Source organism: Bradyrhizobium sp. 62B, from assembly GCF_030272265.2.
Taxonomy (GTDB): domain Bacteria; phylum Pseudomonadota; class Alphaproteobacteria; order Rhizobiales; family Xanthobacteraceae; genus Bradyrhizobium.
The window spans coordinates 235,962-251,777 of record NZ_CP092842.1 but is presented as its reverse complement, the minus strand read 5'-3'; the positions used below and the strand labels follow the sequence as shown (position 1 = coordinate 251,777).

At 61.7% G+C, this 15,816-nt stretch carries 12 protein-coding genes and 6 pseudogenes; 9 read left to right on the top strand and 9 right to left on the bottom strand.

Going from position 1 to position 15,816, the window contains the following annotated elements; translation table 11 throughout:
- Window positions 1-38 precede the first annotated feature (38 nt).
- Genes ML401_RS36120 through ML401_RS36105 form a run of 4 tightly spaced genes read left to right on the top strand, consistent with a single transcriptional unit; the run spans window position 39 to window position 5,679 of the window.
- Complete coding sequence (locus ML401_RS36120) at window positions 39-1,208, top strand: CaiB/BaiF CoA-transferase family protein (protein WP_285813370.1); 1,170 nt, start codon at window positions 39-41, stop codon at window positions 1,206-1,208.
- Between the two features lie 13 nt (window positions 1,209-1,221).
- Window positions 1,222-2,013: an enoyl-CoA hydratase gene (locus ML401_RS36115; RefSeq protein ID WP_285813228.1), complete on the top strand. Its 792-nt coding sequence runs from the start codon at window positions 1,222-1,224 to the stop codon at window positions 2,011-2,013.
- A 19-nt stretch (window positions 2,014-2,032) separates the two neighbouring features.
- The gene (locus tag ML401_RS36110) at window positions 2,033-4,135 is read left to right on the top strand and encodes a hydantoinase/oxoprolinase family protein (RefSeq protein ID WP_285813227.1); all 2,103 of its coding nucleotides are present in this window, start codon (window positions 2,033-2,035) and stop codon (window positions 4,133-4,135) included.
- Window positions 4,132-5,679 carry a hydantoinase B/oxoprolinase family protein gene (locus tag ML401_RS36105; RefSeq protein WP_285813226.1) on the top strand — a complete coding sequence of 516 codons (1,548 nt, stop codon included), beginning with the start codon at window positions 4,132-4,134 and terminating at the stop codon, window positions 5,677-5,679. The genes ML401_RS36110 and ML401_RS36105 overlap by 4 nt, the downstream gene beginning before the upstream one ends.
- 215 nt (window positions 5,680-5,894) lie before the next feature.
- Here the strand turns inward: ML401_RS36105 and ML401_RS36100 are convergent.
- Window positions 5,895-6,029 (bottom strand): annotated as a pseudogene (locus ML401_RS36100) (BlaI/MecI/CopY family transcriptional regulator); the annotation flags it as partial.
- 174 nt (window positions 6,030-6,203) lie between these two features.
- Between ML401_RS36100 and ML401_RS36095 the strand changes: the two are divergent.
- From ML401_RS36095 to ML401_RS36080, 4 genes and pseudogenes are all read left to right on the top strand, one after another.
- On the top strand, window positions 6,204-8,045 hold the full coding sequence (locus tag ML401_RS36095) for a HipA domain-containing protein (RefSeq protein WP_285813225.1): 1,842 nt from the start codon (window positions 6,204-6,206) through the stop codon (window positions 8,043-8,045).
- Between the two features lie 640 nt (window positions 8,046-8,685).
- Entirely contained in the window at window positions 8,686-8,961 is a 276-nt protein-coding gene (locus ML401_RS36090) for an HNH endonuclease (protein ID WP_376717447.1), read from the top strand.
- Between the two features lie 85 nt (window positions 8,962-9,046).
- Window positions 9,047-10,435 (top strand): DUF2130 domain-containing protein, encoded by a 1,389-nt coding sequence (locus ML401_RS36085; RefSeq protein ID WP_376717446.1) that lies wholly within the window; start codon window positions 9,047-9,049, stop codon window positions 10,433-10,435.
- Window positions 10,399-10,854: pseudogene (locus ML401_RS36080) on the top strand (ISNCY family transposase); the annotation flags it as partial. The gene ML401_RS36085 and the pseudogene ML401_RS36080, both read left to right, overlap by 37 nt.
- A gap of 76 nt (window positions 10,855-10,930) precedes the next feature.
- Here ML401_RS36080 and ML401_RS36075 read toward each other — a convergent pair.
- From ML401_RS36075 to ML401_RS36055, 5 genes and pseudogenes are all read right to left on the bottom strand, one after another.
- Window positions 10,931-11,455 carry a hypothetical protein gene (locus ML401_RS36075; RefSeq protein ID WP_285813224.1) on the bottom strand — a complete coding sequence of 175 codons (525 nt, stop codon included), beginning with the start codon at window positions 11,453-11,455 and terminating at the stop codon, window positions 10,931-10,933.
- Between the two features lie 130 nt (window positions 11,456-11,585).
- Window positions 11,586-11,759 (bottom strand): annotated as a pseudogene (locus ML401_RS36070) (MFS transporter); the annotation flags it as partial.
- Window positions 11,760-12,076: 317 nt separating this feature from the next.
- Entirely contained in the window at window positions 12,077-12,463 is a 387-nt protein-coding gene (gene tnpB / locus ML401_RS36065) for an IS66 family insertion sequence element accessory protein TnpB (RefSeq protein WP_285813223.1), read from the bottom strand.
- Window positions 12,460-12,642, bottom strand: coding sequence for a hypothetical protein (locus tag ML401_RS36060; RefSeq protein WP_285813222.1), 183 nt, complete (start codon window positions 12,640-12,642; stop codon window positions 12,460-12,462). The genes tnpB and ML401_RS36060 overlap by 4 nt, the downstream gene beginning before the upstream one ends.
- A gap of 3 nt (window positions 12,643-12,645) precedes the next feature.
- On the bottom strand, window positions 12,646-12,882 hold the full coding sequence (locus ML401_RS36055; RefSeq protein WP_376717445.1) for a transposase: 237 nt from the start codon (window positions 12,880-12,882) through the stop codon (window positions 12,646-12,648).
- Between the two features lie 131 nt (window positions 12,883-13,013).
- Between ML401_RS36055 and ML401_RS36050 the strand changes: the two are divergent.
- Window positions 13,014-13,088 (top strand): annotated as a pseudogene (locus ML401_RS36050) (hypothetical protein); the annotation flags it as partial.
- Between the two features lie 99 nt (window positions 13,089-13,187).
- Here ML401_RS36050 and ML401_RS36045 read toward each other — a convergent pair.
- From ML401_RS36045 to ML401_RS36035, 3 genes and pseudogenes are all read right to left on the bottom strand, one after another.
- A pseudogene (locus ML401_RS36045) lies at window positions 13,188-13,453 on the bottom strand (transposase); the annotation flags it as partial.
- A 72-nt stretch (window positions 13,454-13,525) separates the two neighbouring features.
- A pseudogene (locus ML401_RS36040) lies at window positions 13,526-14,271 on the bottom strand (DDE-type integrase/transposase/recombinase); the annotation flags it as partial.
- 108 nt (window positions 14,272-14,379) lie between these two features.
- Window positions 14,380-15,546 carry a TlpA disulfide reductase family protein gene (locus ML401_RS36035; RefSeq protein ID WP_285813221.1) on the bottom strand — a complete coding sequence of 389 codons (1,167 nt, stop codon included), beginning with the start codon at window positions 15,544-15,546 and terminating at the stop codon, window positions 14,380-14,382.
- Between the last annotated feature and the right edge of the window lie 270 nt (window positions 15,547-15,816).

The window sequence follows — 15,816 nt, the reverse complement described above, 5'->3', positions numbered from 1 at the left end:
TCGCGCGGCCAGCTCGCTGAAAGGATTTATTCGTGTCCATGCCCCTGTCGCGCCTGACCGTTCTGGATCTCACGCGGGTCCGTTCCGGCCCGCTTGCAGTCCGGCAGTTTGCCGACTGGGGCGCCAACGTCATCAAGATCGAGGCCCCGGAGGCTGTCGACGGCTCGAAGGGGACGGGGGGCGATCGCGACGGTTCCGACTTCCAGAACACGCACCGCAACAAGCGCGGCATCACGCTCAATCTCAAGCGGCCGGAAGGACGCGAGCTGTTCTACGCCATGGTCGCCAAGGCGGATGTGGTGGTCGAGAATTATCGTCCCGACGTGAAGACACGTCTCGGCATCGACTACGAAAGCCTCCGCGCCGTCAACAGGCGCATCGTGCTGGCTAGCATATCCGGCTTCGGCCAATCCGGACCCTATGCGGACCGTCCCGGCTTCGACCAGATCGCGCAGGGAATGGGCGGGCTGATGTCCGTGACCGGGTTGCAAGGGCAGGGGCCTGTGCGCGCCGGCATTCCGATCGCCGATTTGTCGACGGGTCTTTACGCCGCGATCGGCATTCTGATCGCGCTTATGGAGCGCGAGGAGTCCGGCGAAGGTCAATGGGTCCATACCTCGCTGCTAGAATCGCAGATCGCCATGATGGACTTCCAGGCCACGCGCTGGCTGATCGACGGGGAACGGCCGGGCCAGGCTGGCAACAACCATCCGACCAGCATCCCGACCGGGCTGTTTCGCGCCAGCGACGGGCTGCTCAATCTGGCCGGCGGCGGCGAGACCATGTGGCGCCGGATCTGCTCCGCGCTTGATCTCGGCGACGTGGTAAACCGCGCGGAATTTGCCTCGGAAGATCTGCGGTCGAAAAACCGCGACCCATTGAACGCAATCCTTCAGAAGCGCTTCATCGACAATACGGTCGGCCACTGGGTCGATCTGCTCAACGAGGCCGGCGTCCCCTGCGGCCCGGTCTACGGCGTCGACGCGATGTTTGCCGACCCGCATGTCGAGGCGCTCGCGATGCGACTGCCGGTTCAGCACAAGCGGCTCGGCCCGCTCGATCTGCTCCGCAGTCCCGTCTCGCTCAGCCGTGCCGCACAGCGCGCCGAGCCGACGCCCGAGCGCGGCGAGCACACCGATGCGGTGTTGCGGGAGTTCGGCGTGACGGCGGAGACAATCGCCTCCCTACGCGCCCGGAACGTGATCTAGGGGGATCCAAACGATGACCATGCAGTTCCTGCAGCTCACCACAAGCGACGGCGTATCGACGCTGACTCTGAACAATCCGGCCAAGCACAACGCAATGAATTTTGCGATGTGGCAGGCCCTGCCGGGCCTGCTGCAAGCCGTGGCCGCAGATACTGCCACGCGTGTGTTCGTGCTTGCCGGCGCCGGCGAGCGGGCGTTCTGCTCCGGCAACGACGTCTCCGAGTTCGACAAGGTGCGCAGCACGCCGGCGCAGATCGAGCACTACAACGAGCTGCAACGCACGGTCTGCACAAATCTTGCGAAGCTGGCGAAGCCGACCATCGCCATGATTGACGGCTATTGCCTCGGTGCCGGCTTCGAGTTCGCGCTGCTGTGCGATTTTCGCTACTGCACGCCCGCCTCCCGGTTCGCGGTGCCGGCCGTCAAGCTCGGATTGCCGTACCGCTATGAGGACATCGTCAAGCTGCTCGACGTGATCGGCCCGGCACGGACCAGGGAGATGGTGCTTGGCGGGCGCCAGGTCGACGGCGACAGTGCCGCCGGGATCGGCCTCGTGCATCGCCTCGCCGCCTCACGCGAGGCTCTTCATCGGGACGTCGCCGCACTTGCAGACGAGCTTGCGGCGGCCGCGCCGCTCAGCCTTGCCGCCGCGAAGATTACCATCAGCGAAGCAACGCGGCGCGACGCAGCCCCTGATCTCGCATTCTGCCAGAAGCTCGCTGACGAGGTCTATGCTAGCCGGGATTACGCTGAGGGCCGGGCCGCGTTTGCAGCCAAGCGCAAGCCGAGCTTCGAGGGACGCTAGAGAGAACACGGACGAACTCATGACCTACCGGATTGCGATCGACATCGGCGGCACATTCACCGACGGCGTCATTGAAAACGCCGCCACTGGCGAGGTGCGGCTGGCAAAGCGCCTGACGACCCAGAGCGATCCCGGCGAGGCGCTTGCTGATGTGGTCGACGATCTGCTGACGGCGGTCCGCCCGCTCAATGGCAGTGACAGCCCCGCAGGTGCGGTGTCCGAGGTCGTTCACGGCAGCACGCTCGTGACCAACGCGCTGATCGAACGCAAGGGCGCGAAGACGGCATTGATCGCCACCGAAGGCACCGCCGACGTCATCGATATCGCCCGCGAGGTCCGCTACGATCTCTATGATCTCGACATCCAGATGCCGAAGCCGCTAGTCGATCGCGAGCATCGGTTCGAGCTTCGCGAACGGATCGCTGCCGACGGTGTCGTCCTCGCTGCTCCAGATCAGGCCGACATCGACGCCGTGATCGCAAAGCTCAGCCAGTCGGGTGCTCAATCCGTAGCGGTAGCGTTCCTGCACGCCTGCGTCAATCCGGAGAACGAGATCCGCGTCGGTGAGGCGATCAAGGTCGCGCTGCCCGACATGGCGATCTCGCTGTCGTCCCGCGTTGCCCGCGAAATCCGCGAATACGAGCGGACGACGACGGCCACCGCCAATGCTTTCGTCCAGCCTATCGTCGAAAAATATCTCAACGAACTGTCGGCGCGCTTGCGTCAGGCCGGGATCGACGCGCCGCTCCGCATCATGGTGTCGAGCGGTGGCTCGACGTCGGCCGGCATCGCCGCCGAAGTTCCGATCACGACGCTGGAATCTGGGCCAGCAGGAGGCGTGCTGAGTGCTGCCAATGCCGGACGCGCGGCGGGATTCGATGACGTTCTCGCCTTCGACATGGGTGGCACCACCGCAAAGATCTGCACGGTGGTCTCGGGCGCGCCCTCGGTCGTGCACAGCTTCGAGGCCGCCCGCGTCCGCCGCTTCAAGAAGGGCAGCGGCTTGCCGCTTCTGATCGCCAGCATCGACCTGATCGAGATCGGCGCGGGCGGGGGCAGTATTGCGCGTATCAGCGATCTCGGCCTGTTGACGGTCGGACCCGACAGCGCCGCGGCCGACCCCGGACCCGCCTGCTATGGTCGCGGCGGCGAGAGTGCGACCGTGACCGATGCCGACTTGGCGCTCGGCTATCTCAATCCGGGCTTCTTCCTCGGCGGCCGCATGGCGCTCGACCTATCCGCCGCGCAAAACGCGTTGCAGCGCCTCGGCGACCGGCTGTCGTTGAGGCCGCTGGAGGTCGCAAAGGGCATTTTCAACGTCGTCAACGAGGCGATGGCGGCTGCCGCACGCGTCCATATCGCGGAGAAGGCACAGGACCCGCGGCGCTTCACCATGGTTGCGACGGGCGGAGCCGGCCCTGTTCACGCCGTGGAGATAGCACGCAAGCTGCGCGTGCCGCGCGTGCTGTTTCCGATTGCAGCCGGGACCGGCTCCTGTCTCGGTTTCCTTGCCGCCCCGCTTCGCGTGGATCGCTCCTGGTCCAAGCCGCAAAGCCTCGACATGATCAATTGGCAAGAGGTCGAAACGACGCTTGCGAAGTCGAAGCGTGAGGCCGAGAAGGAACTCCAGTCGGCGCTGACGCAGCCGGCGGACGTCGCCTGGCAGATCTCCGTCGAGATGCGCTATGTCGGACAGGGCGCCAACCTCACAGTCTCCTTTCCCTGGCAGAGCATCAGTGCGGCCTTCGCAGCCGAGCTCGATGCGTCCTTCCGCAAGGCCTATGAGATCAACTACGGCGGCGTGCTGCCCACGGGATCCCTGGAGGTCGTGACCTGGCGGATCGCCGGCGCGACGCAGCAGGATATCAAGCGCTTCGTCTGGCCCGCGGCGGGCAAACCGTTCGCGGCCAAGCCAAAGGCCCACCGCGAGATTTTCTGCACACAGGCCGACAGGATGGTGGAGGTGGCGGTCTACGACCGCTACGCGCTTGCCAGCGGGACGCGGTTGCGCGGTCCCCTCATTCTCGAAGAGTCTGAATCGACCATCGTGGTGCCGATCGCAGCCGAAGTCGAAGTGCTCGACGATCTCAGCGTTCTGATCCATCTCGGAGCCGACTCATGATTGACCCGATTTCGCTCGAGATCCTCTGGACCAGGCTGGTCAGTCTCGTCGACGAAGCCGCCGCGACCCTGGTGCGCACCTCGTTCTCGACCATTGTGCGTGAGTCCAACGACTACGCGGTGGTGCTGCTCGATCGCGACGCCCGGCTGCTGGCGCAATCGAGCCAGAGCATTCCCTCCTTCATCTGCACGCTGCCGGAGACGGTGCGGCATTTCCTCAAGGTGTTCCCGGGCGAGACGCTGAAGCCCGGCGACATCATGATCACCAATGATCCGTGGCTCGGCACGGGCCATTTGCCTGATATCAACATTGCGATGCCCGTGTTCCGCGACGGAATTCTGGTGGGCTTCGCCGGCAGTGTCGCGCATTCGCCTGATATCGGCGGTCGCCTTCGCTCGCCCGGCAATCGCGACCTCTATGAGGAAGGATTGCGGATTCCGCCGATGAAGCTGATCGCTGCTGGCACGATCAACGAGACGCTCGTCGAGATGATCAGGAACAACGTACGCATCCCCGACCAGGTCCTCGGAGATTTATGGGCGCAGGTTTCGGCAAACCGCACGCTGGCGCAACGCCTGCTCGAGATGCTCGACGAGACCGAATGCGATCTCGTCGAGGTCGGCAAGGAAATGCACACGCGATCAGAAGCCGCTATGCGCAGCGCCATCCAGGCCTTGCCGAACGGTGACTGCGAGTATGAGGCGCGGGTGGACGGCTTCATCGAGCCTGTCACAATCCGATGCCGGATCAGGGTCAGAGGCGATGCGCTGACCGTCGACTACGCCGGCTCGTCCCCGCAACTGCCGCGCGCCATCAATGTCGTGCCGATCTACACCTTTGCGTATACGGCCTATGCGCTCAAATGTGTGCTTGCACCCACGGTCCCGAACAATGACGGATCGTTCCGCCCCATCACCACCACGGCACCGTTGGGTTCGATCCTCAATCCGAAATTCCCTGCGGCGGTGAGCGCGCGTGCCATGACCGGCCATCTGCTGCCGACCGCCGTGATGGGTGCGCTTGCCAAGGTGGTTCCGGACCGTATCCGCGCCGCGGCGGGCTCTCCATTGTGGTGCGTGCAGCTCGCCGGTGCGCACGAAGGCCGGCGCTTTGCCTCGACGCTATTTCTCAATGGCGGCCAGGGCGCGGGCGCGAAGGGAGATGGACTGCCCGCCCTGAGCTTTCCCAGCAACCTCGCCAACACGCCGATCGAGGTCATCGAATCCCAGGCGCCGATCCGGGTCGTACGCCGTGCGTTGCGGCGTGGCACCGGCGGTGCAGGCAGGGCCTGCGGCGGCGACGGGCAGGTCTTCGAGCTCGATCTGCTGGCCGATGAGCCGGTGGCCATGTCATTCATGGCCGATCGCTTGCGTACCCCCGCGCCCGGCATGCTCGGCGGCGAGCCGGGTGCCGCCGGCCGCGTGTTGCTCGACGGTGTGCCGATCGACCCACGGGAGACGCTCGTGGCACAGCCCGGTTCGCGGCTGACGCTGGAAACGCCAGGCGGCGGCGGATTTGGATCTGCGATCGAACGGACCGGTTGATCCAGCGCTCGGCCGGGTTCGATTTCATGGGAGCTTCGAGCTCGGTCCTGCCGATTCCCCCAGGCCATTTGAGTGCGCGCGAACGGCGGCTTCGGGGCGTGGCTCTCACCGTTGGATTTCACGCTGTAAGCCGTTGATCTCCAATGCTTTGGTGGGGTTGGAGAAATTTCCCAGAAATTTAAACGTAGCCCTTGCCCTCCTGGTCTCCGCAAGACGGTTCGCACGGTCGATTCTTTCGGAGGACGCGACAATGTTTGGCGAACAAGCTCTGCCGCAACTGGTTGACGTTGCCATACGATCCGCATGACATCGGACTCCAGCTCCCCCAACTCCAACAGGCGATGATCCATTTCTGCTTACCTGCAGGATCGACAGGCCCGATTGGAGGCCTATCGGGCGAAGTTGGTCGCCTGAATCCGCCAGATCGGGGACGGACTGACTTTCGCGCATCTGAAATGCGCGATTGTCCTTGACAGTTCCCCCGGTTTTTGCGACTTTCGCGCATCTGAAATGCGGGCAAGTCTGTGACAATCCTCCTGGTCGGTGAAACCATTGACAGACGACGCGCCCATGCCCAGGCGGCAGCGGGCGAGCTCATTCAGCTCGTCCGTGGGGTCTACGCCCAGGCCAATGCCGACGTCGATGCGGCGGTCTTGGCCCACGCCGTGCGCATTGCACATTATCTCTACCCGACCGCTTATCTCTCGTCGGCGTCCGCCGCGCTCCTGCGACCAACTCCCGACGGCCGGCTTTTCCTAAGCGGACGACGCAACCAGCGAACCCGGATCCGCACGCTCGAGATCGTCCAAAACGAAGCGCCCGTTCATCCGTCGACGGCGCCGGCGGTCGTGGGCGACGATCAAGGAGAGATCAGGATCGAGGTGTCGTCACCGCGCCAGCGGTTCCTGGAAGCGTTCCGGCTCCGGAGCGAGCATGCCAGCGCTATTACCGACGAGCTTCGTGCCGATATGGCAGCACGGCTGATCGAGGAGTTTGGATCACCACAAGCGGCGGCGGACGCCGTCTGGGCGCTGGCTCGCGAGAATAGCTGGTATCGCGAGGGGGAAGGGGCCGAGCGCTACCTGACCACGCGTACCTCTGCCGGAAAGGCGGTGGCGAACAAGGCGGCTCTTGAGCGGATCGTCGCCTGGCATGGCGAGCCTCTCGGCCGTCTGACGCATGACGGCTTCGAATGGCGTTGGAAGGCGACGGCGAATACGGCACCGCCGCTCGTTCGCCAGACAGCGCCCGGCAAGCTCCCCGCATTTGTGGAGTCGCTGTTGCCGGAAGGCTGGCTCGCCCAGGTGCTTCACGAGCGGGACGATCGCGATGCCATTCGCCGCGGCAAGCGGTTCATGTCGAACGTCGCTGTTGTTACCAATAAGAAAGAGCTCGAAGCGCTCCCGCTCGACGTCCTGCAAGCGCCGCTTGCGAAGTTCGCGAAAGGCGGGGAATTCACTGGACGCTATGTCGGTCCATCGCGGGGTGAGCTGGAGCACAGCTTCGAGGAGAATCTCGCGCAGTTATTTGAGCGTGCGGAGACGCCCCGTCTGTCCGGCGTGCAAATCAAGGCACCGATGTGCCTGACGTCCGAGGGCGAGCTGATCCCGGCGATCGACGCGCCGTTCACCCACATCCTCAAGCCTGCGGGGCTCGCCGGCTTCGAGGCGCTGCCAGTCGTCGAATGGATCTGCCTGGAGCTCGGTCGAGCGGCGGGGTTCGTCGTGCCTGACGCCGCACTTGTCGGCATGCCCGACGGCATGGCGCCGGCACTCGTCGTCGAGCGGTTCGACATCAGGCGGGACGAGGCTGACGAGCGCCGCCTTGCGCTCGAGGATTTTTGCTCGGTGCTCGATCTGCCCGCGGCGGCAAAGTACGACGGCACTATCGAGCGCGTGGCGCGCGGGCTTCGACCGCTCTCCACCGATCCCGCCGACGATCTCGATATTCTATTCCGGCGCGCGCTCTTCGCCTGGCTGATCGCCGACGGCGACATGCACCTCAAGAACATGGCGTTGCTGAAGATCGCCGCGCCCGGCGCGCGGCAATTCGAGAGCGTCCGGTTCGCGCCGCTCTACGACGCGGTCACGACGCGGGTCTTTCCGGGCCTTGCCAGTGATCGGATGGCCCTTAAACTGAGTGGGAAGGACGAACGGCTCACGCCGCGTGATTTTCTCACGCTTGCCCGTACTATCGAGCTCCCCGTCGCGCGCGCGGAAGACGCGATGGCGACCGTAGCGGTGGCAACGCGCAAGGCCGCGGATGCCATATCGCAGCCCACAATTGCGCGTGACCGCGGAGGCGCCACGTCCGCCGAGGGGCGCGTCAAGGCGATCGTGGCTGAACGATGCGGTGCCTTCGCATGAGCTTGGAATCGGTCAAAATATATGTTCGCGTGACCGACCTCGACTGGTTCGAGTTTCTGTCCGCGCGAAGCGTCGACGAGGTCAATTTCTGACAACCAGGTGGCCGATCGCAGTTTCACGCGCTTCAGCCCGGCGAGCTGTTTCTGTTCAAGCTCCATAGCCCGAACAACTTCATCGTCGGCGGCGGTCTGTTCGGCCATGCCTCGATCGTTCCGATCTCGCTCGCATGGGAAGCGTTGGGGGACAAGAACGGTGCCGCCTCGCTCGACGAAATGCGCGGTCGGGTGGCTCGCTATCGGCGCGAGCCGGTCGACTTTCGAACTGACTATTCGATCGGTTGCCGCATCTTGGAGCAACCGTTCTTCTGGCCGCGGGATCTCTGGCTTCCAATTGCCGATCGCTGGGCGCCGAGCATTGTGGGAAAGGGGTTCGACACCGGCGAAGCGGACGGACGATTTCTATGGGACGCCGTTCGAGAGCGACTGACTGCCGCGCCTGTCGGTGCGTCGACTCCGCTTGCCGAGGTCGCGCGGTACGGCGATCCTAGGCTTGTACGGCCACGCCTTGGTCAAGGCACGTTCCGGGTTTTGCTGTCACTGACAGCTACGGTAGGCGCTGCGCAGTCACGGGCGAGCGCACGTTGCCGGTCCTCGATGCTGCACACATCCGTGCGTACGGGGCCGGCGGCCAGCATGAAGTTAGTAACACCGATATTCACAAACTGTTCGATCGCGGCTACGTGACGGTAGACGCTGATCACAGGTTTGTTGTGAGCCAACGCCTTCAAGAGGACTTCCAGAACAGTCGGCACTATTACGAGTTGGAGGGGCAACGGCTCGCATTGCCAATGCGCGTCGACGATAGGCCCGACATCGATGCGTTGCGGTGGCACCGCGAAGAAAGATACCTCGCGTGAAGACGAGCAAATCAGCGAGCACAAACGAGAGTGGAGCAGGTTCCGCTTCGCTTGCGGGCGATGAATGTCAGATCGAGGTCTCAATATGGCTGGCGCTCGATCTGGTCCTGATTCGCGCCTCACAGACGAGCTTGTCTTCGAACCCGGCTATGCCGAGATTCTGAAGCAGGTGCGTAACGCGGATTTCGCACAGCGACTCCATGAACGGCTGGAATTGGCCGAGCGCGACAAGCAGAGCGCTGTTGAATTGGCCAAGGCCGAGGTGAGCAACGATTTGCAGAAGATCGCGGCCGCTAAGGACGCAAAAATCCTGGAGTTGACGTCCAAGCTTGATGGGGGTGAGGTCGCTCAGAAGCTTGCGGTCAGCGAAGCGCTCAGTGCCGTGGAAAGGGAGCGTGACAGGCTCGCGAACGCGCTGGCCGAGTCAGAGCGCGAGAAGAAAGCGGCTTCGGAGCTTACCGAAGCGCTCCTTGCCAGCGAGCAGCACAAATTCGCTGCCGCCAAGGAAAAGGAAATCCAGGAGCTGAAGGCCAGGCTTGAGGCCGCTGAGCTTCAGAAGAAGCTAGCCGTGACCGAAGCGGTCGGCGCCATCGAGAAGGAGCGCGATGAGCTGAAGAACGGCATCAAGCAGGTTCAGCTTGAAAAGCAGCTCTCCGAGCAATCGCTCAAGGACAAGTACGAAACGCAAATTAAGGATCGCGATGACGCGATCGAGCGGCTGAAGGATATGAAAGCCCGTCTGTCGACCAAGATGGTCGGCGAAACCCTCGAACAGCACTGCGAGACCGAGTTCAACCGGGTGCGGTCGATGGCCTTTCCGCGGGCCTATTTTGAGAAGGACTACGACGCGCGGGCCGGCAGCAAGGGCGATTATATCTTCCGCGACGCGGACGAGGCAGGTACCGAGATCATCTCGATCATGTTCGAGATGAAGAACGAAAGCGACAAAAGCGCATCGAAGAGCAAGAACGAGGACTTTCTCAAGGAGCTTGACCGGGATCGGACCGAGAAGGGCTGCGAGTATGCCATCCTGGTCTCATTGCTTGAACCGGACAACGAACTCTACCATGCTGGGATTGTCGACGTCTTCCACCGCTACCCCAAAATGTATGTCATCCTGCCGCAATTCTTCCTGCCAATGATTACGCTTCTGCGGAATGCGGCGATCAACTCGCTCAAGTACAAGACCGAGCTGGCGCTCGTGAAGGCGCAGAATATCGACATCACCCAGTTTGAAAACCAGCTGGAGACCTTCAAGACCGCGTTCTCGAAGAACTTCGACCTGGCATCCAAGCACTTCCAGACCGCGATCAACGAGATCGACAAGTCCATCGATCATCTGCAGAAGACAAAGGATGCGCTGATCGGCGCGGACCGCAACTTGCGCCTCGCGAACGACAAGGCCCAGGATGTGACGATCGCGGCCCACAAATGTAGCTGCTCGTCTTCATCGATGATGCGACCAGTCGTTTGATGCACTTGCGCTTTGCAGGGACGGAATCGGCCTTTGATTATTTTGCCGCGACGCGCGCTTATTTGCAGCGCTATGGCAAGCCGATCGCATTCTACTCGGATAAGGACGCGACGTTCCGGGTGAACAAGGTCGGGGCAACCGGGGGCGATGGCATTACCCAGTTTGGCCGTGCGCTGCACGAGCTCAACATCGATATCATCTGTGCCAACGCTCCGCAGGCGGAGGGCCGCGTCGAACGTGCCAATGAAACGCTCCAAGATCGGCTGGTGAAGGAGATGCGGCTGGCCGGAATCTCGACCATCGAGGCCGGCCATGCATTTTTGCCGGCGTTTATGGAAGACTACAATCGGCGATTTGCGAAGACTCCTTTCAGTGACAAGGACGTTCATCGCCCACTGACCGAGCAGGACGTCGACGTCGATGATACCGCAGAAGTCGCCACTGACATGATCTTCGATCGGGTCATGTCGGCTCTCATCCGGATGATGTTCTCATTCACGCCGCAATATGATTTCCGGTCTTGGGTCCAAAAACCGAAATCACAAACACGACGATCAGCATCGCCGTCCTTATCGTGGCAAACACGCCGGAGACGCCCGGATTGCGGAGCACGAAGGCGACAATGAAACCCGAGAACATCGCGCCCACCCGGCTTGCCGAATAAACGAAGCCCGCCGCCTGGGCGCGATGCGCGCTGGAAAGACCTCGGTTTGGTAGGCATGGTACGCGAATGACAGCGTCGTGTTCGCGAAACGCGACCAAGGGCCGCACGAACTCGGAAAAACCGTAGCCGGCGCAGGCGATAACGAAAGCGGCGGCCACGATGATCCACTTGCGCTTCACTTTGTCCGCGTAGCTGATCGCGATGAGCGGCGCGAGCGGTACGGCAAACGCGATGATGAAGGAAAATTCGAGGCTCTTGGTGATCGTGATGCCCTTCTCGATCAGGAGCGTGGGTGCCCAACTCGAGAAGCCGTAGTAACCGAACGCTTGGCAGATGTTGAAGACGATCAGCGTCACGACGATCGAAAGGTAAGGAGTTCGCCAGAGGTCGGGCAGCGCCGCAGTGGTCGACGACCGGGGGAATGAACATCGGCTTTGCCGCCGCGAGCTTCCTGCCGATCTGCTTCTCGACCCGCGCCTCGATCGCCGAAAGGATCTGATCCGCCTCAGCCGCCCGTCCTCTTTGTGACAGCCAGAAGGGACTCTCTGGTACAGCGTGACGGATGAACCAGATGATGACCGCGCCGAATGCCGCAATGCAGATGACCCAGCGCCAACCGTCGAAACCAAGCGGCGATTGCGGTACCAGCCACCACGCCATCAACGCCATGAACGTCGCCTGCTGTGCCGGTGACCTTGCGCCTCGGTAAGACTTATCGCCGTTGAGCCTAATGGGCCTTGCGGTACCATGGGTTCTACGGAGCTGACGAACGAGAGTTCGAGGAGCCGCGCGCACTCGGGGCGACAAACCGAGATTCAGATTCCGCGATTGCCGAGCGCTCCGATCGCGCGCCGAAGATCAGGCTCTTCAACGTGGCGATCTCTGCGCGCAGATCGTCGTTCTCGCCTTCGAAAGCCAGCACCATCTCGGCGAGAGCCGCAGGGTCAGGGGGGAGATCTTCAGGGCGAATCGCAGAGCTACACGAACACACTCGCAATCGCCAGCAAAACAAGACGATTCAGGCAACTTTCGTCTTCGTCCCTCGGGACCACACGCGACCACTCCGCAAGACCTTCGATCAGTATCGCCAATTGTGCCCCCGTCACCGGCATCGTACCCTCGCGAACAGGTGGCCAGGCGAAGCCCCCATTCTCGAGCCACTTCGTCGCTAGAACCATTCCCGAGCCGTCAAACACCAAAAGCTTCAAACGATCCGATCGCTTCGATCGGAAGACATACACGTCGCCGCTATAGGGCTTGCCTACTCCCTCCGCTACCAGCGCGACCAGGCCATGAACGCCTTTGCGAAAGTCAATCGGCTGCGTCGCGACGAAGACACGGACCATTGGACCGAACGAGATCATCGCGTCGACCTCACCGCCGCCAGCACGCGCTCCAGCGTCGCGGCGTCGACGCCGACGGGCACGCGCACCGTCGCGCCCGCGATCATCACCTCGATCCGCTCGGCCGGACTCACCAGAACATGCGCCTTATCGATCGCGTTCGGCTGCGCCTCGATGGCGGCGTCGAGCCTGACTTGCACGAACTACGGCGCTTCGCTCGACGCGAGCCGCGCCTGGCGCCGCCACACACTGAGCAGTCCCCGGTTGACCCCGTTGCGTCGAGCCACCTCGGAAATGCTCGTCTCCGGATCGGCGCTCTCGGCCACGATCCGCGCTTTCTCCGCATCGCTCCAACTGCGCCGTCGCCTCTCCCCCGTGATCACCTCGATCCGCTGATAGGAGGCGGCATCATGCCTGTCTTGATGTCTGTCTTGATGCACGGAATGAGCGTCCCTCGCGTTGTCAAATCCACGCGCGAGTCTCGCTCATCCCGTCCACTTAAACGAGCTGGGGTCGTCGTACCGCTATCGTTCTACTAGGCGCCGGCGTCGTGGGTTGCGCAGCAGCCTATATGCTTGGGAGGAACGGACACGAGGTCACGGTCGTTGACCGTCGCGACAGGTCGGGAATGGAAACAAGTTTTAGCGCACTCGACTTACGAGTGGTGCAGGGCAAACATGATTGCCAACATAAAGATCGCGAGATTGAGCCTGGAGACCTTGCGCAGTATCCGCCAGTCCGCGCATCGGCCGCGGAGCGCTTTCTCGACCGCGTAAAGCTGGGCGATGCGCTCAAGAGCCTCGCGGCCAACCGGAGCTGGCGCCGGAGCGGCCTCGCGCTCGATCTTCAAAACTGGCGCCTCAGATGCGACCAGCAGAAGGCGAGCGTCTCGGACAGGGCGTCCGCACGCGTCTCTCGTGTCATGGTCTTGTAAGCCTGATAGCCGTCGCGGTGGATGATGCCGCGATAGCCCTCGAGCAAGAGCAAGCCATGAATGGCCCCACGGCCCGGTGTAGCTGGAGAAATGGCTCAACCATCAGGCTTCACATCATGCGAAACTCCGCGCGATGACCTCGGAATCGGCAGTTCATGCGCTTGACCACTGGTCCAAGGATACTTGATCTTGGTCAGCCGATGTTCGATGCCATCTTTTTGGCAGCGCATATCGAACATATGTGTCATGTATCGTGCTGTCGGGCCGTCCGCATAGCGCGGTGGGAAGGTGAACTGGATCCCATTGTCGGTGATAACCGTGTGGATCTTGTAGGGAACAGCCGCGATCAGAGCTTCGAGGCAAGCCGAGGTCGAGGTCCTTCCCGTCCTCCTGACCAGTTGCACGAAAGGCGAACTTGCTGGTGCGATCGATGGCGACGTAGAGGTAGAGCTTGCCTTCAGCGGTCCGGAGCTCCGGCAATGTCAATGTGGAAGTAGCCGATCGGGTAAGCTTTGAACGTCTTCTTCGGAGGCTTGCTGCCTTCGACCTCCGGCATTCGGCTGATGCCGTGGCGCTGGAGACAGCGATGCAGGGATGATCGCGTCAGATGCCGGATGGTCGGCTGGAGCGCATAGAGGCAATCATCGAGCGGCAATAGCGTATGCCGCCGGAAAGCGACGATGATCGCCTCCTCCTCGATGGAGAGCACTGTCGACTTGGCGTCCATGGGGCCGGTCGGGATATCGGCGACAGTCTTGCGCTCCTTCCACTTCGCGACAGTTTTCTGATTGATCCCGTAGCGCTTGGCGAGCGTCCTCAGGCTCTCTTGACTATTTTGTATTGCTCGACGGACTGCCTCCGTCGTGGTGGCGCAGCCGTGTAAAACTTGTCCCATAGCGCATCCTTCGAATCGTGCGACAAGAATGCACCATCAAAGCCTGGGACTAAACACCTAAGCTAACAGTCAGCAAAATTGACGAACTGGCCAGGACACCAATTCCGACTACGCTTCTTCTTCGTGCTCCTGGATCTCAAGATGTTTTTGCGGAATCGCACATAAGTCGCCATGACAAACCGTCTCACCCTTGTAGTTGGCCAGGGTCTGTAGCAAGGGCGAGAAGAACTCCTGGGTTACCGCCTGTTTCAGCTCGTCATCGAAATTCTCCAACCACTTTTCCAACGACGGTATTGTCAGCTCGACAAGCTTGATCGCGCGATCCCTCTCGCCGCTCTCATAATAATACTGAGCAACGGGCTTATAGCACAACTTGTCGCTCTCATCATCTTCCGGAGGATTCAGTGCTAGAATGCGGCCGGACAAGTCCTTACCGATCGCAAAGCGCTCGGCAGATGGGAAGTCGTCGTGGTCCTTCGCCGGATCGAAGAGTATGCCCAGAACGTTGGCCATCAGCACCGCGGACTTCTGCTCGATCACCTCCTGGACCAATCGGCGGATCACGGGCAAGCCAGTCTGCGTGTCGCGCACTTTATGAAGCAACAGATCCGCATGAAGCACGCGGAAGTAAAACTCGTTCGGCAGTGCTGCTATAGCCACTCTGATTGCCGAAAGTGCCGTTGCCCAATCCTCAGCCTTAATCGCTGCTTTGATCGGCTCCCTCAACGCTATTTCGCGTGCCTCTCGTTCGCTTTCGACGATCCGCTCCGCATCGGCAACTTTAGCTCCATCGCTGGTGCGCCAGATGCCCTTGAGGATCTTGGGCAACACCTCGCCGAGCTGCCGCGGAGCTCCGATAAAGGCTATGTGGCCGTCGCCGTCGACGACGAAGCAGGTGGGAATCGCGAAGGAATAGCTGGCTTTCATCCAAAACTTCTTCATGTCGCCTGTGTGGTCGAACGCGATCCGATAGTTCAAGTTCGGGAACCTTTCGATCAACCACGCTACCAGATTCGCTGCAGCCTCGACTGCTGATGAGCCTTGTTCGGAAGCCGCGACTCCGATGACTTCAACTCCGGTGGCTTTATATTTCTCTTGCAGCTCTATGAGATGGCGCATTGCCGCCACACATGGTGCGCACCAAGTTGCCCAGAATTCGACGATATACACTTTCCCCGGCTGAAATTGCGTGAGGGGTTGCCCGAGAAGCCAGCGCTCCACTTTTATTTGAGGGGCGGGCGATCCCATGCGTAGTGAATTGGTTTTTTCCGACATTGTTGTTCTCCAAACTGCCAACATTGCGCGAGTTTACGCGCGACCTTTTGCTCTGTCTTTCAAGCCGTGACACATGCGTCCAAAGTGAGAAGCGCCGTCAATACGCCTACTCACCCTCGTAGTCGACCAGGACGTAGACCAAGGGCCGCATGCGCTGCGTCTTGTAGTTCTTCGTGCATGGTTCGGATGGTGCGCCCTCAAGGCTATTGTCCTCATTCCCCTTGGCTGCAGCGAGACCCCTGCCTAGAATAGGTCGTTGCCATACTCGGA